Source organism: Neisseria sp. HMSC067G12, assembly GCF_001812725.1.
Taxonomy (GTDB): Bacteria; Pseudomonadota; Gammaproteobacteria; order Burkholderiales; family Neisseriaceae; genus Neisseria; species Neisseria perflava.
The window spans coordinates 280110-297811 of sequence record NZ_KV810212.1 but is presented as its reverse complement, the minus strand read 5'-3'; the positions used below and the strand labels follow the sequence as shown (position 1 = coordinate 297811).

Genomic DNA, 17702 nt, shown 5'->3' with positions numbered 1-17702 from the left:
CCGTCTGAAAAAACGGATTATTCAATGATGAAAAGCGGCTCGCCGTATTCGACCGGAGTACCGTTTTCAACCAGAATTTCTTTAACGACACCGGATTTCTCGGCTTCGATTTCATTCATCAGCTTCATGGCTTCGATGATGCACAAAGTATCGCCGACTTTAACCTGTTGGCCGACTTCGACGAAAGCGGCTGCGTTCGGGCCGGGGGCGCGGTAGAACGTACCGACCATAGGCGATTTTTGTGCGTTGGACAAATCGCGAGCGGCAGGGGCGGCGGCTGGAGCGGCTGCGGCCGGAGTAGCGGCAGGTGCGGCAACCGGAGCGGCTGCGGCAGGTGCCGGAGCAGCATAAACAGGAGCTGCGGCGGCAGTGGTACGCGTAATGCGGACTTTTTCTTCGCCTTCGGTAACTTCAATTTCTGCAATGCCTGATTCTTCGACCAAATCAATCAGTTTTTTTAATTTACGCAAATCCATTGCTTTTCCTTTTTAGCGCGGCATAAAGTGCATATTGGGTATGCGCCGCTGTGGTTTTAGATGATTTCCTGAGACGTCGGAAGGCAGGTTTGCCATCCGGCGTTTAAATAATGTCGGAACAGGGCGGAGCCTGAGAAATGAATCTGGTTATTTTCCCGAACTTGTCGGTAAATGTCCAGTAAAAGATAGAAAAAAGGCGTTTTTCGGCGAAAAAAGAAAGGAACGCTGATTGTCGTTAAAAGGTGATTTTCCCGAGAGCGTTTATTCTAATTTATTGGTTTTTCGACAAAACATGCCGTCTGAAAACCAACTTTGCGCGTATAATGGCGCCTGTTTTTTTTAAGTATGCACGACAATGGATATTTCCGATTTTGATTTTGAATTGCCCGAAAAACTGATTGCCCAGCATCCTCCGGAAGTGCGCGGCAGCAGCAGGCTTCTGGTTGCCTTGCCGACATTGCCGATTGAAGACAAATATTTCGGCGATTTACCCGATTATGTCGCACCGGGTGATGTGCTGGTGTTTAACAATACCAAAGTGATGAAGGCGCGCCTGTTCGGTCAGAAAGCCAGCGGTGGCAAAATCGAATCCCTGATTGAGCGGGTATTGGACGCGCATACCGCATTGGCGCATATCCGCTCGTCCAAATCGCCGAAACCGGGTACAGAATTGATTTTTGAAGGCGATATCCGTGCCGTCATGATGGAGCGTGCGGAAGAATTGTTTTGCCTGAAATTTGAAGGCGAGCAAACCGTTTACGAACTTTTAGAGCAAAACGGCCATCTGCCCTTGCCACCTTATATCGAACGCGTGGCCGATGATGAAGACGACAGCCGCTATCAGACCGTGTACGCCAAGTACCAAGGCGCAGTGGCCGCACCGACGGCAGGCTTGCACTTTACCGATGAATTATTGGGCCGTCTGAAAGCCAAAGGTGTAGAAACCGCGGAAGTAACCCTGCACGTCGGTGCCGGCACATTCCAACCCGTGCGCGTCGATAAAATTGAGGAACACAAAATGCACAGCGAGTGGTTTGACGTACCGGCCGAGACTGTTGCCGCCATTGAAGCCGCCAAAGCGCGCGGCAATAAAGTGTGGGCGGTGGGCACAACCTCCATGCGCGCCTTGGAATCTGCCGCACGCGAGACAGGCCGTCTGAAAGCCGGTCGCGGCGATACCGATATTTTCATTACGCCGGGCTACCGCTTCAATGTTGCCGATCGATTGATTACCAACTTCCACCTGCCCAAATCAACCTTGCTGATGCTCGTCAGCGCGTTTTCGGGCATGGAGCATATCCGCAGCGTTTACCGTCATGCGGTGGAACAGGAATACCGCTTTTTCAGCTATGGCGATGCGATGATTTTGGGGAAAGCGGAATAAATTTGAAGCGGATTGGAGCATTTCAAACTGGTTATTTGGGTTGTCCCGAATCCGAATCAGTTGGAACGCTCTAAAATACGCGAATTAAAATAAATTATTGAAGTAAACACGCGAAGTTATTGGAATTTGAGTTGTAAGAAATAAAGCACAAAACAAAAAGGCCGTCTGAAAATCGTTTTTCAGACGGCCTTTTATCTTTCCATGCTTAGGCGTCGATGTTTTGCGCCAGCAGGGCGTTGTTTTCGATGAAGGCGCGGCGCGGTTCAACTTCGTCGCCCATCAGGGTAACGAACACTTCGTCGGCGGCGATGGCGTCTTCGATGCGGACTTTCAGGAGGCGGCGGACGGTAGGATCCATCGTGGTTTCCCAAAGTTGTTCCGGGTTCATCTCGCCCAAGCCTTTGTATCGTTGGATGGACATGCCTTTTTGAGCAACGCTCATCAAGATGTCCAAAGCGCCTTCAAAGCTGTCGATATCGTATTCGTTGTCGCCTTTGTAGAGCTTCGCCTCTTTTCCGACTATGCCTTTGAGTGCGGCGGCGGTTTGGGTAAGGGTTTGGTAGGCTTTGCTGTTGAGGAACTTAGGCTCAAGGTAGCTCACCATCACATTGCCGTGCAACTTGCGTGTGATTTTGATGAACTGGTGTCCTTCGTGGCCTTCGATACGTTCGAGCGCGACTTCTTTTTCGTCCAAGAGGCCGCTCAATTCGGCAACGGCCCGGTCTGCGCTTTCTGCGGTGCTGAGATCGACTGGCGAAGCGTGCAGCATGGCATGCAGGACGAGTTCGTCAATGATGCGGCTTTCTTGCTCGATGACGGTTTTTGCCAACAGGAATTGTTTGGCGGTATTGGCAAGCTCTTCGCCTTCGATGGTGCGGCCGTCTGAAACGATTTTGGCTTTTTCCAAGGCCAAGCCGAGCAGCCATTGGTCTTTTTCCAATTCGTCTTTGAGATAGCGCTCTTGTTTGCCGTATTTGGCTTTGTACAAAGGCGGCTGGGCAATGTAGATGTAGCCGCGTTCGACCAGCTCGGGCATTTGGCGGTAGAAGAAGGTCAGGAGCAGGGTGCGGATGTGCGCGCCGTCCACGTCGGCATCGGTCATGATGATGATGCGGTGGTAGCGCAGTTTTTCGGCATTGAATTCTTCTTTGCCGATGCCTGCGCCCAAAGCGGTAATCAGCGTGGCGACTTCTTGGCTGGCCAGCATTTTTTCAAAACGTGCTTTTTCGACGTTCAAAATCTTACCTTTGAGCGGCAAAATTGCTTGGAATTTGCGGTCGCGGCCCTGCATGGCGGAACCGCCTGCGGAGTCGCCCTCGACGAGGTAGAGTTCGGACAGGGCAGGGTCTTTTTCTTGGCAGTCGGCCAGTTTGCCCGGCAGACCCAAGCCGTCCATCACGCCTTTGCGGCGGGTAATTTCGCGGGCTTTGCGGGCGGCTTCGCGCGCGCGCGCGGCATCGACGATTTTGCTGGTGATAATTTTGGCTTCGGTCGGGTTTTCTTCAAGGAAGTCGGTCAAGGCTTGGTTGATGACTTCGTTAACGACGGGGCCGATTTCGCTGGAAACCAGTTTGTCTTTGGTTTGCGATGAGAATTTCGGGTCGGGCAGTTTGACGGACAAAACGCAGGTCAGGCCTTCGCGCATATCGTCGCCGGCGGTTTCCACTTTGGCTTTTTTGGCGACTTCGTTGGCTTCGATATAGTTGTTGATGGTGCGGGTCATCACTTGGCGCAATGCGGTCAGGTGCGTACCGCCGTCGCGTTGCGGAATGTTGTTGGTAAAACATTGCACGCTTTCTTGGTAGCTGTCGTTCCATTGCATCGCGCATTCGACGCTCATGCCGTCTTTTTCGCCGAACGCGTAGAAGATTTTTTCGTGCAACGGTGTTTTTTTGCGGTTCATGTATTGTACGAAGCCGGCCACGCCGCCGGAGAGGGCGAAGCTTTCGTGTTTGCCGTCGCGTTCGTCGATCAGCTCGATATCTACGCCGTTATTGAGGAAGGAAAGTTCGCGGATACGTTTGGCAAGGGTGTCGAAGCTGTATTCGACATTGCCGAAGGTTTCGCTGCTGGCGAGGAAGCGTACGGTTGTACCTTTTTTGTCGGAATCGCCGACGACCTTCAACGGCTCTTCGGTTTCGCCGCGTACGAAGCGGACGAAGTGTTCTTTGCCGTCACGGTAGATGGTCAGCGTTACCCAGTCGGACAGCGCGTTGACGACGGATACGCCCACGCCGTGCAGACCGCCGGAGATTTTGTAGCTGTTGTTGTCGAATTTGCCGCCTGCGTGCAAGACGGTCATGATGACTTCGGCGGCGGAGCGGCCTTCTTTCGGGTGGATGCCGGTCGGCATGCCGCGGCCGTTGTCGGCCACGCTGACGGAATTGTCGGCATGGATGGTTACGGTGATTTTGTCGCAATGTCCGGCGAGCGCTTCATCAATAGCGTTGTCGAGCACCTCGAACACCATGTGGTGCAGGCCGCTGCCGTCCTGCGTGTCGCCGATATACATACCGGGGCGTTTGCGTACCGCTTCCAAGCCTTCCAGCACTTGTATGCTGTCGGCGCCGTATTCTTCGTGTTTTTGGTCAGTCATGGTCTTTTCTTGCTGAATTTCAAGGAATTTTTCCGTGCGCGCGATGAAATGTCAAACGGGCGCGGCGGATGTGTTCCGAAAGGTCAAAATAATAGGCAATTATACCTGATTTTGCTGGAATATTCAGCGTTTTAAGTACAAAAAGGCCGTCTGAAAGATTAAATTTCAGACGGCCTTTGTATCGGAAAACAGGTTTAGCGTTTGACGCCGCTCAATCGCGCCCAGCCTTCTTCGATTTCGGCAGGCTCAATGTCAAACCATTGGCTGTAAATGCCGCTGAGTTCTTCGACTTGTTCGTCCAAAAGGCCGGACAAGACAATGCGGCCGCCTTGTTTGGTACGCGCGGCAAGCATTTCGCCGAGCATACGCAGCGGGTTGGCCAGAATGTTGGCGACAACGACATCAAATTGGCCTTGCGGCAGGCCGTCCGGCAGGTAGAACTGCGCGTCAACGTTGTTTTGCGCGGCATTGTCTTTGCTGGCGCGGATGGCTTGTTCGTCAATATCTACGCCGATGGCGGAGCCTGCGCCGAGTTTGAGGGCGGCAATGGCCAAAATGCCTGAGCCGCAGCCGTAGTCCAATACGCTTTCGCCGCCTTTGAGCTGTGTGTCGAGCCATTTGAGGCAGAGGCGGGTGGTCGGATGGCTGCCTGTGCCGAAGGCAAGACCCGGGTCAAGTTGCAGGTTGACGGCGTTGCCGTCGGGCGCTTCGTGCCAAGACGGGGTAATCCATAGGCGGTCGGAAATTTGAATCGGGTCGAATTGCGCTTGGGTCAGGCGTACCCAGTCTTGATCTTCAAGAATTTCGCCGGTGTATTTCAAATCGTTCAAACCGCATTCCTGCGCGGCGGATTCGATAATGGAAGCGGCGTCGTCGCTTTCGCCGAAAAGGGCGATGACTTTGCTTTGTTGCCAGATTTGCTCGGTCGGCATGCCCGGCTCGCCGAAAATGGCCTGCTCGTTTTCTGTGCCGGCGTAGGCATCTTCAATGGCGGCGGACAATGCGCCGTGTTCCATCAACGCGTCGGCAAGGCGTTCGGCGACGGCATCGTTGACGTTGATGGTGATTTGTTGATAGGACATGGTGGGGCTTTCTTTTTAATAAGGCCGTCTGAAAATCGACGTTGTGCTTTCAGACGGCCTTGTAAGGTATGAAACCTGATGATGCGGGTTTATCGGTTTTTCAAACCCAGTACGTCTTGCATATCGTACAGGCCTTTTTTGCCGTTTGCCCAAACTGCGGCGCGTACAGCACCGGCGGCAAAGGTCATGCGGCTGCTGGCCTTGTGGGTGATTTCCACGCGCTCGCCGTCGGTGGCGAAGAGGGCGGTGTGGTCGCCGACAATATCGCCTGCGCGGACGGTGGCAAAACCGATGGTGGACGGATCACGCGGGCCGGTGTGGCCTTCGCGGCCGTAAACGGCGCATTCTTTGAGGTTGCGGCCGAGTGCGTCGGCAATGACTTCACCCATGCGCAACGCGGTGCCGCTTGGGGCATCGACTTTGTGGCGGTGGTGGCCTTCGATGATTTCGATGTCGTAGCCTTCGTTTAACACGCGGGCGACGGTGTCGAGGATGTGGAAGGTCAGGTTGACGCCGACGCTGAAGTTGGCGGCGAAGACAACGCCTATTTTTTCGCCTGCGGCTTGGATGGCGGCTTTGCCTGCGTCGTCGAAGCCGGTGGTGCCGATGATGATGTTGACGCCTTTTTCCACGCATTTTTGCAGGTGTTTCAGGGTTGGCTCGGGACGGGTAAAGTCGATGAGGACATCGCTTTGAGCCAGTACGGCATCTGCGTCGTCTGAAATGGTAACGCCGGTTTTGAGGCCGGAGGCGAAGCCTGCATCCAAACCCAATACTTCCGAACCGGAATGCTCGAGTGCGCCGGAAAGGACGGCATCGGGATGGTTGTTGACCGCTTCAACCAAAACGCGACCCATGCGGCCGTTGACGCCGGCAATGGCGATTTTCAATGCGCTCATGGGGCTTCCTTATTGCGGCTTGGTTTCGGTGGTCGGAACGATGTTTTGTCCGGCTTGAACCGCTTCGATGGATTTCTGAATGGCATCACCTTCGGCGCGTGTGAGGACATCGTTTTCAAAGTACAGGGTCAGGTTGCTTTGTTCTTTGATGATGCCGTTGCGGCTGGTGTTGAAAGTGTAATCCCAGCGGTCGGCATGGAAGGCGTCGCGCAGGAGTGGCGTACCGAGCAGCAGTTGGACTTGGTCGCGGGTCATACCTTGGCGCAGGGAAACCACGGCGCGCGGATTGAGCTCGTTACCTTGAATGATTTTAAGTTTGTAGGATGGAAAGTTGGATACGCGCTCGGCACTGCATGAGGCCAGACCTAAAATAGCGGCGATGGCAAGGCATAAGGCTTTATTCACGGGCTTACCTTTCTTTGTCATTTCGGGAAAGATGTTTATCATCGCTTGAATATTTTTAAAAAGCAAACGATAATCATCTTCTTAATTTTTCTTTTCGCCGATTTTCAATTGCAAGACCGGCGGCAGATTGCCGCCCTTTAACGGCCCAATAGTGGGCAAACGGGCGGAAAGTGCGTATTATAACGGTTATTACCTTACAGGGATATTGAATATTATGGAAAAATTCAGCAACATTGCGCAATTGAAAGACAGCGGTTTGAAAGTTACGGGTCCACGTTTGAAAATTTTGGACTTATTCGAGACTCATGCCGAGGAGCATTTGAGTGCGGAAGATGTGTACCGTATCCTGTTGGAAGAGGGCGTGGAAATCGGCGTGGCTACGATTTACCGTGTGTTGACCCAGTTTGAACAGGCCGGCATTTTGCAACGCCACCACTTTGAAACCGGCAAAGCGGTTTACGAATTGGACAAAGGCGATCACCACGACCACATCGTTTGCGTGAAATGCGGCGAAGTAACCGAATTCCACAATCCGGAAATCGAAGCGCTGCAAGACAAAATTGCCGAAGAAAACGGCTACCGCATCGTCGATCACGCGCTGTATATGTACGGCGTATGCGGCGAATGCCAAACCAAAACCAAACGTTAAGCAGTTTGTATGTTGATTTTTCAGACGGCCTTGGGCATTTTCAGCCTGAGGCCGTCTGAAACTTTATGGGCTTTGCGATGAAGATTCCTTTTCTTGCACCACGGGATTATCGTTTCCCCGACCCGTCTTACGCTTTGGCCGAATGCGACGGCTTGGTCGGCGTCAGCGGCGATTTGGATACGGGGCGGCTGTTGTCGGCGTATGGGCAGGGGATTTTTCCGTGGTTTAGCCGCGACGGTTGGTTTTTCTGGTATGCGGTTGCGCCGCGAGCTGTGATTGTGCCGGAAAGCCTGCATATAGGCCGTTCGCTCGCCAAAACTTTGCGTCACAAGCCGTATCGGGTAACGGTCAACCGCTGTTTTGAAAAAGTGATTGCCCATTGCGCCAATGTGCCGCGTCCGGAACAGGACGGAACGTGGATAGAACCTGCGTTTCAGACGGCCTATTTGAAGCTGCACCATCAGGGGCATGCGCATTCGTTTGAATGTTGGCTGCCGGATGAACAAGGCGAAATGCAGTTGGCGGGCGGGTTTTACGGCGTGCAAATCGGCTGCGTGTTTTATGGCGAGTCGATGTTTGCCTTGCGTCCCGATGCGTCAAAGATTGCGTTTGCCTGCGCTGTCCCGTTTCTGGAGGATTTGGGCGTTGCGCTGATAGACTGTCAGCAGGATACCGAACATATGCGCCGTTTCGGTTCGCAGTTGATGGATTTTGCCGACTTTCAGACGACCTTGAAGGATTTGAACGCGAAACCGTTAAAGCGGAATATCGAATGCGGCGTGGTGGCTGAAAATCTTCTGCAAAAGATTGGCGGCGAAGATTGATTTATCGGCACGGCGTGTCGGCAGAAGCAATAGTCTGTATATCGTAGCTGGAAAATTAGTTAGAAAATAAATGTCATTCCATTTACTCGAACAGGCCGTCTGAAAATCTTGGCTTAACCGAAATCCGGCCGTGTAACGCTTGGCGCTAATCATGTTAATAGCTGACGAAATCGCTTTTACATGGCAAAATAACGAGTTAAATATTTGTAATAGGGTGGCCTGAATAGGTTTCAGACGGCCCTGATCTCTTGAAGGAATCAACATGTCTTTGCAAAACATCATTGAAACGGCTTTTGAAAACCGTGCCGAAATCAATCCGAATACCGTTACCCCCGAAGTGCGTGAAGCGGTTTTGGAAACCATCCGCCAACTCGACTCCGGCAAACTGCGCGTTGCTGAGCGTTTGGGCGTGGGCGAATGGAAAGTCAACGAATGGGCGAAAAAAGCCGTATTGCTGTCTTTCCGCATTCAGGACAATGAAATCCTCAACGACGGTGTGAACAAATACTTCGACAAAGTGCCGACTAAATTTGCCGATTGGTCTGAAGACGAATTCCGCAGCGCAGGTTTCCGCGCAGTTCCGGGTGCGGTTGCCCGCCGCGGCAGCTTTGTGGCGAAAAATGTCGTATTGATGCCTTCTTATGTCAATATCGGCGCATACGTTGACGAAGGTGCGATGGTCGATACTTGGGCGACTGTCGGCTCTTGCGCGCAAATCGGTAAAAATGTGCACTTGAGCGGCGGCGTCGGCATCGGCGGCGTACTCGAGCCTCTGCAAGCCAGCCCGACCATTATTGAAGACAACTGCTTCATCGGTGCGCGTTCTGAAATCGTTGAGGGCGTGATTGTCGAAGAAGGCAGCGTGATTTCCATGGGCGTGTTCATCGGTCAATCCACCAAAATCTTTGACCGTACTACCGGCGAAATCTATCAAGGCCGCGTACCGGCTGGTTCGGTTGTCGTATCCGGTAGCATGCCTTCCAAAGACGGCAGCCACAGCCTCTACTGCGCGGTTATCGTTAAACGCGTGGACGCACAAACCCGTGCGAAAACCAGCGTGAACGAATTGTTGCGCGGTATCTAATCGGATAACGATTGCGCTGACTGAGGGTAGGTAGCAAAGCCTGCTTTACGGTCGGGTTTAAACAAAAACAGGCAGAATATTCTGCCTGTTTTTTTATGGCTTAAAGGCCGTCTGAAACGATTTCAGACGGCCTTTTATTTTTGTTTAAGAGTAATCGAAGGAGAGGGGTTCCCTGCCTGAAATTACGCTTTCGGCCAGTCGGCGCAATAGTATTGCCAATAGGTTTCGATAAAAGGAATTTCGCCGTAATCGCACAACCAAGGTTTGGCGCGTGTGGTGTAGTGGATAACGGGCGGGACAGTGTCGGGTTTGGGGAATACTTCTCCGAGGTTTCGTTTTTGGAAGTATTCGACTGCGCCGGTTTGGAAGTTCCAAGATTCTTCTAGTTGCAGCCAGTTTTTTTGAAATACGGTGTTTAGAAAGCATTGGTCGCCGTAGGGAACGGATTTGTCAATGGTGGTAGCAGTTTGCAGCAGTTGCGCTGCGATATTGTGTTCCCGCCATTGCGCCAGGTCGACCAACAACATACCGGAATTGAAATAGGGCGTAGTGTGCAGGCCGGTCGGGTGATTCCATTCGGTACGGGCAAGAAAGGAGTCTTGTACCGCTGCAACGGGATAACCGCGCATATCGAGGTTGAACAAATCATGCAGGGATTGGGTAACCACCATATCGCTGTCGAGATACAGGGCGCGATCGACAGGCAGATGTTGCATCATCAGACGGAAAAATGCGGCATCCGAAATATGGGGTAGGCGGCGATATTGGCTGAAGTCCATCTCGATTTTGACATCATTCAGACGGCTGCCGCTGGCTGCGAGCTTTTGGTTGGTATAGTCGATCCATTCCCGCCTGAAGGTATTGTGCATGAGGTAGAAATTGACATTTGTGTTGTGAGTACAGATGGATTTCATCAGGGTATGAACTTGCTCGGCATAGCCGGTATCGGCGGCAAGGACGATGGTGATGTTGCTCATTGGTTAAATTCCCTTTATTTGCAATGTCTTAAGTTTTATCAGTCATTTTCTTGGTCTTGCGCGGTCGGCAAGGTGGCGTGGTCTTCGTTTTCCGACATGGCTTTTTCTAATAAATCGCGTTGCAGCTGTTTGCCGGCTTTGATGCCCAATTTGCGCAGTTTTTCGGTGCTGCTGATGAGATTGCCCCTGCCGGAAACCAAGCGGCCATAGGCCGTCTGAAACTGGGATTGAGCCTGACCGAGCGCTTTATTGATGCCGTCCATGCTTTCGACAAAGCCGACAAATTTGTCATAAAGTTTGCTGCCTGCCTCGGCAATGGCCAGTGCGTTTTGGTTTTGCTGCTCGTTGCGCCAGATGTTGGCAACGGTGCGCAGGGTGGCGAGCAGGGTGCTGGGGCCGGTCAGCATGATGCGTTTGTCGAAACACTCTTGGAAGAGGTTTGGATCATGTTGCAGGGCGAGGAGATAGGCCGGTTCGACAGGGACGAACATAAAGACGAAGTCCAACGTTTTGACGCCCTCAAGGTCAGTGTAATCTTTTGCTGCCAAGCTTTTGATGTGGGCGCGGATGCTGGCGACGTGGTTGGCAAGCTCGCGCTCTGCTTCTGCGCCGGTGCTTTGCGTATAGCGGACGTAGGCGGTCAGCGATACTTTGGAGTCGATGACGATTTGTTTGTTGTCGGGCAGATTGATGAGGACGTCGGGCTGGAGGCGGCGTTGGGTGCCATCTGCTTCGTGGCGGACGCTAGAGGCTTGAACGATGTATTCGCGGCCTTTCTGTAGGCCGGAATTTTCCAATACGCTTTCCAAAATCATCTCGCCCCAGTTGCCTTGGGTTTTGTTTTGCGTGCCGGTCAGCGCGGTGGTCAGCGCTTTGGCATCGTGGTGGAGCTGGGTGTTGAGGGTTTGCAGGCGTTTGAGCTCGTTTTCGATGGTCAAGCGTTCTTTGGCTTCTTTTTCATAAGTCTGCTGAACCAGCTCGCTGAAGCCGTGGATGCGTTCGTTGAGCGGATTGAGCAGTTGTTGGAGATGGTCGTGGTTTTGTTCGGTAAAGCGGCGGCTTTTCTCTTCCAAAATAGTGTTGGCGAGGTTTTGGAACTGGTCGCTCAGGTTTTTACGCGCATCTGCCAGCAGGGTCAGTTTTTCTTCGGCAGCCTGACGGTCTTTTTCCGATTGGGTGTTGAGGCGCTCGTTTTGGACTTGAAGCGCGTGATTTTGCTCCAAAAGAGCGGCGTATTCTTGTTTCAGACGGCCTTGTTCGGCTTCCTGTTGCTGTAAAAGGCTGTTTTTATCGTCGATATTGGCTTTTTCTTGCGTCAGTTGTGTGGAGAGGCGTTCGTTTTGGACTTGCAGCGCATGGTTTTGCTCTAACAGCGTATCGTAGTCTTGTTTTAGACGGCTTTTTTCCGTTTCCTGCTGTTGTAAAAGCGTATTTTTATCCGCACTCAATGCCTGCTCTTGAACCAGCTGCGTGTTTAATCGCTCATTGTTGATTTGCAGGTTTTGCGCGCTTTGCTGCCATTTTGCACATTCGTGTTTTAAAGCTTCGGCTTCGGCCTCGCAATCTTGCAGATAGGCAATCTGTTTTTCGGCCGCGGCAAAGCGGTTGCCCGTCTCCTGCAATTCGTCTTGCAATTCCTGCACGGTATGGCGGCTTTGCGCCAAATCCGCCGCAGTTTGAGCCTGCACCTGTTCGGCAAACTCATGCAGGCGGCGGCTTTCGGCCAATTCTTGCAAAACAATAAAGTGTCGGCTTTGGGCTTGGTAGCGTGTTATCAGCCAAGCAAACAGCGCGCCGATAAAAAATGCGGCCGCGCCGGTCAGGATTAGGGTGTTGTTCATGCTGGAAATAGTCAATATGCAGAATGTTTCACTATATCATATATTTGCAGCGCATTTTATGGTCGGATATGCGCTAGAAACGTGTGTTTTCTTTAAAAGAAGCTATCAAAGGTATTGGTTTTGACTAAATGAATATTTGGTTTGCAAAAAAATATAATTTTGTAACATTTTGAATTTAAAAATATATTTAATTTAGAGTGCAATTTTGCAACAAAAAAGGAGGGATTTTATGGGCGCAACAAGATACGTTTGTAGTGTGTATGTAATTAAGACATCGGTGTCATTGAGAAAGACATCGGTGTCATTTTCAAAACAAAATATAAATTAACTAAAATCTAAATTATGTATATTTTTAGTATTTTATCTTTACGAAAAAGTTGTATTAATTAACGATTAACACGGTATGATTCGTCCTGTCAGCAGCGCAGATGCCGGCGAGAAAATGTGTATGTTGTTAAATAACATTTTGTATCTATGAAAAAGGACTACTTAAAATGGGATATTTAATAACGCTTGCTGCCGCTTCTTTAATCGGCATGTCGGGATACCGGCCTCCGCCCTCGGCGTCGCCTACAATATCGAAACGGTAGTACACAAATAATTCAATCATAAACGAATTAATTACAATACTTCAGAAAACGCAACTTAGGCCGTTTTTCGGCCGACAGACAAGAAAGTGAGATAAACAATGAAAACTTTAATCAAACTGGCAGCAGCCTCTTTAATCGGTATGTCCGGCCTGACCGTCGGTGCAACCAATATCGCCCACAATATGGCTGATGCCGATAAATAAAAAATACACAACACACCCTTAAATACACAGAAAAGAGTTAAAATGAAAACATTAATCAAATTGGCTGCGGCTTCTTTGATCGGTATGTCCGGTTTGACAGTTGGTGCGACCAAAATCGCAAAAAATATGGCAGAAGCTGCCAATAAATAAACGCAAGTGAAATTAAGCTTGTTTTGGTGATAAAAAAGGCCGTCTGAATATTCAGACGGCCTTTGTATTTGATGGCAAACCGTTTTATTTGCCGATACAGAAGCGCGAGAAAATCACGCCCAGCAAATCGTCGGCGGTAAATTCGCCGGTGATTTCGCTGCAGGCGTTTTGGGCGAGGCGCAGGTGTTCGGCGAAAAGCTCGATTTGGTTGTTGTTGCAGAGTGCGGCGTTTTCCAGCTCGGCTTCGGCTTCGTGCAAGGCGTTGAGGTGGCGGCTGCGGGCGAGGAACAGGCTTTCGCTTTCGCCCTGCCAGCCGACTTCCTGCAATAGGGCGTGTTTGAGCAAGTCGAGACCCGCGCCGGTTTTGGCGGACAGGCTGATGACACTTTCCACACCGGTTTGCGCGAGGCCGTCTGAACGGACGGCGACAGGTTCGCCGGTCAGGTCGGCTTTGTTGTGGATTTCGATTTTTTTCAAACCTTCGGGCAGGCTGTTTAAAATCGCTTGGGTTTTGGCGTTCACACCTTCGCGCGGGTCAATCAGAATCAGGGCGACATCGGCTTCGGAGACGGCTTTGCGGCTGCGTTCGATGCCGATTTGCTCGACCACGTCGTCGGTTTCGCGCAGGCCAGCGGTGTCGATGATGTGAACGGGCACGCCGTCGAGGGTGATTTGTTCGCGCACGGTGTCTCGGGTGGTGCCGGCGATGTCGGTTACGATGGCGATGTCGTCGCCAGCTAAGGCGTTGAGCAGGCTGGATTTGCCGACGTTGGGCGCGCCGACGAGGACGACGTTCATGCCTTCGCGCAAAATCGCACCTTGTTCCGCACTGGCAAGCACGGTTTTCAGACGGCCTTGCAGCGCTTGGAGCTTGCCGCGCGCGTCGGCGGCTTCGAGAAAGTCGATGTCTTCTTCGGGGAAGTCCAGCGTGGCTTCAACCAGCATCCGCAAAGTAATAAGGTCGTCCACCAGCTCGTGTATGTGTTGGGAAAACGCGCCTTTGAGCGAACGCAATGCCATGCGGGCGGCGGACTTGCTGGAGGCGTCGATGAGGTCGGCGACGCTTTCGGCTTGGGCAAGGTCGAGTTTGTTATTGAGGAAGGCGCGTTTGGTAAATTCGCCCGGCTCCGCCATGCGTGCGCCCAGTTCGAGGCAGCGCGAGAGCAACATGTCCATCACGACGGGGCCGCCGTGTCCCTGCAATTCAATCACATCTTCGCCGGTAAAGCTGGCGGGGGCGGCGAAGTAGAGCAGGATGCCGTTGTCTATCGGCTGTCCGTCGCCGCCGAGAAAGTCGGTGTAAAGTGCGGTACGCGGTTTGGGCGTTTTGCCGCCGCTGAGGGTTTGTGCCAAAGGCAGCAGGTTTTTGCCGGAAAGACGGATCACGCCGACGCCGCCGCGTCCGGGGGCGGTAGCGATGGCGGCGATGGTGGGTTGGGATGCGGACATGAGAACTCGCGTATAGGTAAATTTAATGGGCGTATTATAGCAAAAGGCCGTCTGAAACTTTGGGTTTTGGGGTTTCAGACGACCTTTTTAGCAGATTGGCAATGTGGGCGTACTACTTGAACGGTTCAAGTATTTTTAATTTCCAAATCATCCGGTAGTAAGTCGTGTACGGAACAGTTTAAAGCAGAAGACAGTTGATATAGTTTATCAACCGTTATGTTGACCTCCCCCCTTTCTATTCTACCCATATAGCTTCTGTCTATATCGGCAAGTAAGGCTAAGCTTTCTTGGTTGATATTGGACTGTTTGCGGATTTCTCGGATTTTTATACCTATCAAAACACTGATTTTACTCATGAGATTTGTCTTCACAAATCTCAAAATATCCAATTTTGACGCTTATTTATCCACGGATTATAATCCGTATTTTTGGAAAATATCTAATGTGGAGAACGTTAAATGGCAAGTTATATTGAAAGCTCTTTAGGGCGAGGTGAACGTATTGTTTATAAAGCACAAGTATCGTGGTTTTCCCAATTCTGGAGGATTTTTTTCGGTATCCTGCTGTTGATGTGGGTAATCGGTATCGTATTTATAGTGTTCGCGGTATTGAATGTAATGACAACCGAGCTTGCTTTAACTAACAAAAGGGTTATCGCTAAGTTTGGCTTTATCCGCCGGCAAACAATTGAGATAAATATCAACCGTATCGAAAGTATTTCGGTAAATCAAGGTTTTTGGGGCAGGATTTTCAATTATGGCTCCGTAGTGGTCAGAGGGACGGGCGGCAGTCATGCTCCGATTCCTTATATCGCCCGACCAATGGAGTTCCGTCAACAATTCAATGATTTTATAGATAACGAAATTGGTGGTGGCTCGAAAAATCAAATTGAATTAAAACCGCCTGCCGTTTGAGGCGGGTGGAAACGGTGGTTTTTGTTTTATATAGCCCAATTACTTTATTTTCGATACGCAATACCTATTGCCGTCATTTCCGCGCAGGTGGGACTGACGAGGTTGGAAGCCTTGAAATATCGAAAGTTAGTTATGTTTGCTATAGCAAAATTGTAATTAAATATTTATTTCTATCGATCCGAATATGAAAAGGCCGTCTGAAACTTTGGGTTTCAGACGGCCTTTAAATTAAGATGATTAAACGGCGGCGACGGTAAAGCGTTCAAACAAATGCGCTTTGTTTTCCGCATCGTCGGCGATGGCGACTGCCAAATCGGCCACGCTGATGCCTGCCGGAATTTCACCGTCCATCAGCAAATCGTCTTTGCCCAAGCGGTATTTGCCGGTTTTGTCTTCGCTGAAACCGCCGTCCGCGCCCAGTCGTGCCGGAGGGGAAACGAAAGACCAGTTCACGTCGCGGCGTGGCAGGAATTCTGCCAAAAGATGGCGTGCGGCATTGGCGCCGTCGAAAATTTCTTTCGGGAAGTCGGGCGTATCGATAACTTGCAAACCGGGTGCCACATACAGGCTGCCCGCGCCGCCGACGACCAACAAATAAGGCACTTGCGCTGCTTTTGCCGCTTCGACGATGCTGTTTGCGCCGCGTGTGAAATCCGCGCCGATATTGGGATTGGTCCAGCCCGGGTTAAAGGCGCTGACCACGGCATCAAAACCGGCCAGTTTGTCGGCAAAATCTGCCGCGTTGACATCTGCGGAGACTGCGGCAACATTTTGCGCTTGGAACACTTTGTCTGTGTTGCGGGCGAAAGCGGTCACTTCATGACCGTGGCCTGCCAATTCTTGAACGACTGCGTTGCCGACATAACCAGTTGCACCGATAACTGCGATTTTCATATTTGACTCCTTGTGGGGATGTGATTGATTAGATGAGTGCATTGTAAGGTCGTCTGAAACGCTTGATAATCCCTGATTTGCTGTTATGATTGTGAAGTTGAACTAAATAATAGATAGAAAAAGGCCGTCTGAAATGGAGGTTAAGTTTCAGACGGCCTGTTGTTAGTGTCAGGAAGTGATACCGGTAATGTTACCCTTTGTATCAAATGAAACATAAAAATAGTATTCATCGTCGGGTATCAATGCATCGTCATCATTGTGAAACACGATATAGAGATTCTGATCGACAAAATTCAATGCTTTCGGCTTTAAATCTTGAAGGAAGCTTTCCGCTGTCGGATGCGGATTGGCAAAAAATTCGTTTTTGGTGCGGATGCCGTTGTGTTTACGGATATGTTCGAGCAGGTATGCGTTTAGGGTGGAATAGAGTTGCGCCTGTTGTGCAAATGCTTCCGTTAAGCGTTTGGCAGCCCTGCTTGCCGGTTTTTTGCCGTCTGCGTTCAAAGATAATTTCACAGGCAGCCCTGCCCATTTTGAAGATGCCTCGAAAGTGCCCATGAATGTGTCTAATCTGAATGTTGCTTCAGATATTCTCGGCGTAAGTTCTCCAATTTTTGATTGTGTGCGTCAGTTTCAAGTACTTCAATTAAAAGTATATTGCTTAACCAATCACTACCGAATGGCTCCCAATCCATGCCTAACTTGCTACGGGTACGGTATATAGTCAGTGGTTTGAGTGTCTGAAATAAGCAGTTTTTAAAGGGGTTGTTTGCATCATCTTCTGCCCAGGTCAGATTGTATAAGGGTTGATCCATGAGCATACCGCTTCCAACATGGATATAGCCCAAAATTGGGCAGCTTTTGCCTTGGAATTGTTTTTTGCCGCCGCCTATGGCTGCGTTAATCCTGATTGTTCCCATTTCAAGGCCGAAATCTGAAGTCAAAACCAGTATTTCATCGGATTCGTCACCAAATAAGTCTGCATAAACCGCCGTATCCAAATCTAAGGCAGCCAAACGCGCACGCTCTTGTTCATCTTCAGCACAATAACCAATGCCTAAGAAGCGCAGCAGGCGCGACAGTAGCCCTTTGAGTTTGTCAGGGGTGGATGTGTCTAAATCAGCCATTCAATCATCCTTTTAAAATATAAACATCAGTAGGCGGTATATCTTAAAAAGGGTAAATATGCAAATGGCGATAAATAAATATTACTCAACCGCCCAATCAGTTCCGCGCCGATTTTTCATCCGCGCTATATAATCCGCAGTATTCATAACAGGCTGTC

At 50.7% G+C, this 17702-nt stretch carries 17 protein-coding genes; 5 read left to right on the top strand and 12 right to left on the bottom strand.

Features of this window, described 5'->3' with window-relative positions; genetic code table 11:
- Positions 1-17 precede the first annotated feature (17 nt).
- A complete protein-coding gene (accB, locus tag HMPREF2871_RS09005; RefSeq protein WP_049344319.1) occupies positions 18-476 on the bottom strand; it encodes an acetyl-CoA carboxylase biotin carboxyl carrier protein in 459 nt (152 codons plus the stop codon).
- A 355-nt stretch (positions 477-831) separates the two neighbouring features.
- Between accB and queA the strand changes: the two genes are divergently transcribed.
- Positions 832-1860, top strand: coding sequence for a tRNA preQ1(34) S-adenosylmethionine ribosyltransferase-isomerase QueA (gene queA / locus HMPREF2871_RS09000; protein ID WP_049344317.1), 1029 nt, complete (start codon positions 832-834; stop codon positions 1858-1860).
- A 205-nt stretch (positions 1861-2065) separates the two neighbouring features.
- Here the strand turns inward: queA and gyrB are convergent, their stop codons facing one another.
- From gyrB to HMPREF2871_RS08980, 4 genes are all read right to left on the bottom strand, one after another.
- Positions 2066-4456: a DNA topoisomerase (ATP-hydrolyzing) subunit B gene (gene gyrB / locus HMPREF2871_RS08995; RefSeq protein WP_049336914.1), complete on the bottom strand. Its 2391-nt coding sequence runs from the start codon at positions 4454-4456 to the stop codon at positions 2066-2068.
- A 194-nt stretch (positions 4457-4650) separates the two neighbouring features.
- Positions 4651-5538: a 50S ribosomal protein L11 methyltransferase gene (prmA, locus tag HMPREF2871_RS08990; RefSeq protein ID WP_049336915.1), complete on the bottom strand. Its 888-nt coding sequence runs from the start codon at positions 5536-5538 to the stop codon at positions 4651-4653.
- A gap of 89 nt (positions 5539-5627) precedes the next feature.
- Positions 5628-6437, bottom strand: a complete 810-nt coding sequence (dapB, locus tag HMPREF2871_RS08985; RefSeq protein ID WP_049336916.1) for a 4-hydroxy-tetrahydrodipicolinate reductase — start codon at positions 6435-6437, stop codon at positions 5628-5630.
- A gap of 9 nt (positions 6438-6446) precedes the next feature.
- Positions 6447-6842: an outer membrane protein assembly factor BamE gene (locus tag HMPREF2871_RS08980; RefSeq protein ID WP_049336924.1), complete on the bottom strand. Its 396-nt coding sequence runs from the start codon at positions 6840-6842 to the stop codon at positions 6447-6449.
- Between the two features lie 151 nt (positions 6843-6993).
- Here HMPREF2871_RS08980 and fur point away from each other — a divergent pair, with 151 nt between their 5' ends.
- From fur to dapD, 3 genes are all read left to right on the top strand, one after another.
- On the top strand, positions 6994-7491 hold the full coding sequence (fur, locus tag HMPREF2871_RS08975; RefSeq protein WP_003682812.1) for a ferric iron uptake transcriptional regulator: 498 nt from the start codon (positions 6994-6996) through the stop codon (positions 7489-7491).
- 77 nt (positions 7492-7568) lie between these two features.
- A complete protein-coding gene (gene aat / locus HMPREF2871_RS08970; protein ID WP_049344362.1) occupies positions 7569-8315 on the top strand; it encodes a leucyl/phenylalanyl-tRNA--protein transferase in 747 nt (248 codons plus the stop codon).
- Between the two features lie 262 nt (positions 8316-8577).
- Positions 8578-9399 (top strand): 2,3,4,5-tetrahydropyridine-2,6-dicarboxylate N-succinyltransferase, encoded by an 822-nt coding sequence (dapD, locus tag HMPREF2871_RS08965; RefSeq protein WP_003684212.1) that lies wholly within the window; start codon positions 8578-8580, stop codon positions 9397-9399.
- A gap of 182 nt (positions 9400-9581) precedes the next feature.
- On the opposite strand, the gene HMPREF2871_RS08960 is transcribed toward dapD, so the two are convergent.
- The 4 genes from HMPREF2871_RS08960 to HMPREF2871_RS08945 all read right to left on the bottom strand — a co-directional run bounded on the left by HMPREF2871_RS08960 (position 9582) and on the right by HMPREF2871_RS08945 (position 14965).
- Complete coding sequence (locus HMPREF2871_RS08960; protein WP_049336917.1) at positions 9582-10376, bottom strand: glycosyltransferase family 8 protein; 795 nt, start codon at positions 10374-10376, stop codon at positions 9582-9584.
- Positions 10377-10414: 38 nt separating this feature from the next.
- Positions 10415-12217, bottom strand: coding sequence for a DNA recombination protein RmuC (gene rmuC, locus HMPREF2871_RS08955; protein ID WP_049336918.1), 1803 nt, complete (start codon positions 12215-12217; stop codon positions 10415-10417).
- A 1027-nt stretch (positions 12218-13244) separates the two neighbouring features.
- Positions 13245-14609 (bottom strand): tRNA uridine-5-carboxymethylaminomethyl(34) synthesis GTPase MnmE, encoded by a 1365-nt coding sequence (gene mnmE, locus HMPREF2871_RS08950; RefSeq protein WP_049344315.1) that lies wholly within the window; start codon positions 14607-14609, stop codon positions 13245-13247.
- A 125-nt stretch (positions 14610-14734) separates the two neighbouring features.
- A complete protein-coding gene (locus HMPREF2871_RS08945; RefSeq protein WP_049344313.1) occupies positions 14735-14965 on the bottom strand; it encodes a helix-turn-helix domain-containing protein in 231 nt (76 codons plus the stop codon).
- Between the two features lie 102 nt (positions 14966-15067).
- Between HMPREF2871_RS08945 and HMPREF2871_RS08940 the strand changes: the two genes are divergently transcribed.
- Positions 15068-15523, top strand: coding sequence for a PH domain-containing protein (locus tag HMPREF2871_RS08940; protein ID WP_049344311.1), 456 nt, complete (start codon positions 15068-15070; stop codon positions 15521-15523).
- A 237-nt stretch (positions 15524-15760) separates the two neighbouring features.
- Here the strand turns inward: HMPREF2871_RS08940 and HMPREF2871_RS08935 are convergent, their stop codons facing one another.
- The 3 genes from HMPREF2871_RS08935 to HMPREF2871_RS12145 form a co-directional block, all read right to left on the bottom strand.
- A complete protein-coding gene (locus HMPREF2871_RS08935; protein ID WP_049344309.1) occupies positions 15761-16417 on the bottom strand; it encodes an NAD(P)-dependent oxidoreductase in 657 nt (218 codons plus the stop codon).
- A gap of 168 nt (positions 16418-16585) precedes the next feature.
- Positions 16586-16933 carry a hypothetical protein gene (locus tag HMPREF2871_RS12150; protein ID WP_283126918.1) on the bottom strand — a complete coding sequence of 116 codons (348 nt, stop codon included), beginning with the start codon at positions 16931-16933 and terminating at the stop codon, positions 16586-16588.
- Positions 16934-16983: 50 nt separating this feature from the next.
- Positions 16984-17544 carry a DUF7021 domain-containing protein gene (locus HMPREF2871_RS12145; RefSeq protein ID WP_239665348.1) on the bottom strand — a complete coding sequence of 187 codons (561 nt, stop codon included), beginning with the start codon at positions 17542-17544 and terminating at the stop codon, positions 16984-16986.
- Positions 17545-17702: the final 158 nt, after the last annotated feature.

What these genes read in the sequence shown, in the direction of transcription:
- HMPREF2871_RS08940 (WP_049344311.1), top strand. Translation starts at nt 15,068, where the DNA reads ATGGCAAGTTATATTGAAAGCTCTTTAGGGCGAGGTGAACGTATTGTT.
- prmA (WP_049336915.1), bottom strand. Translation starts at nt 5,538, where the DNA reads ATGTCCTATCAACAAATCACCATCAACGTCAACGATGCCGTCGCCGAA.
- accB (WP_049344319.1), bottom strand. Translation starts at nt 476, where the DNA reads ATGGATTTGCGTAAATTAAAAAAACTGATTGATTTGGTCGAAGAATCA.
- HMPREF2871_RS08960 (WP_049336917.1), bottom strand. Translation starts at nt 10,376, where the DNA reads ATGAGCAACATCACCATCGTCCTTGCCGCCGATACCGGCTATGCCGAG.
- HMPREF2871_RS08935 (WP_049344309.1), bottom strand. Translation starts at nt 16,417, where the DNA reads ATGAAAATCGCAGTTATCGGTGCAACTGGTTATGTCGGCAACGCAGTC.
- queA (WP_049344317.1), top strand. Translation starts at nt 832, where the DNA reads ATGGATATTTCCGATTTTGATTTTGAATTGCCCGAAAAACTGATTGCC.
- HMPREF2871_RS08945 (WP_049344313.1), bottom strand. Translation starts at nt 14,965, where the DNA reads ATGAGTAAAATCAGTGTTTTGATAGGTATAAAAATCCGAGAAATCCGC.
- mnmE (WP_049344315.1), bottom strand. Translation starts at nt 14,609, where the DNA reads ATGTCCGCATCCCAACCCACCATCGCCGCCATCGCTACCGCCCCCGGA.
- gyrB (WP_049336914.1), bottom strand. Translation starts at nt 4,456, where the DNA reads ATGACTGACCAAAAACACGAAGAATACGGCGCCGACAGCATACAAGTG.
- dapD (WP_003684212.1), top strand. Translation starts at nt 8,578, where the DNA reads ATGTCTTTGCAAAACATCATTGAAACGGCTTTTGAAAACCGTGCCGAA.
- rmuC (WP_049336918.1), bottom strand. Translation starts at nt 12,217, where the DNA reads ATGAACAACACCCTAATCCTGACCGGCGCGGCCGCATTTTTTATCGGC.
- aat (WP_049344362.1), top strand. Translation starts at nt 7,569, where the DNA reads ATGAAGATTCCTTTTCTTGCACCACGGGATTATCGTTTCCCCGACCCG.
- dapB (WP_049336916.1), bottom strand. Translation starts at nt 6,437, where the DNA reads ATGAGCGCATTGAAAATCGCCATTGCCGGCGTCAACGGCCGCATGGGT.
- HMPREF2871_RS12145 (WP_239665348.1), bottom strand. Translation starts at nt 17,544, where the DNA reads ATGGCTGATTTAGACACATCCACCCCTGACAAACTCAAAGGGCTACTG.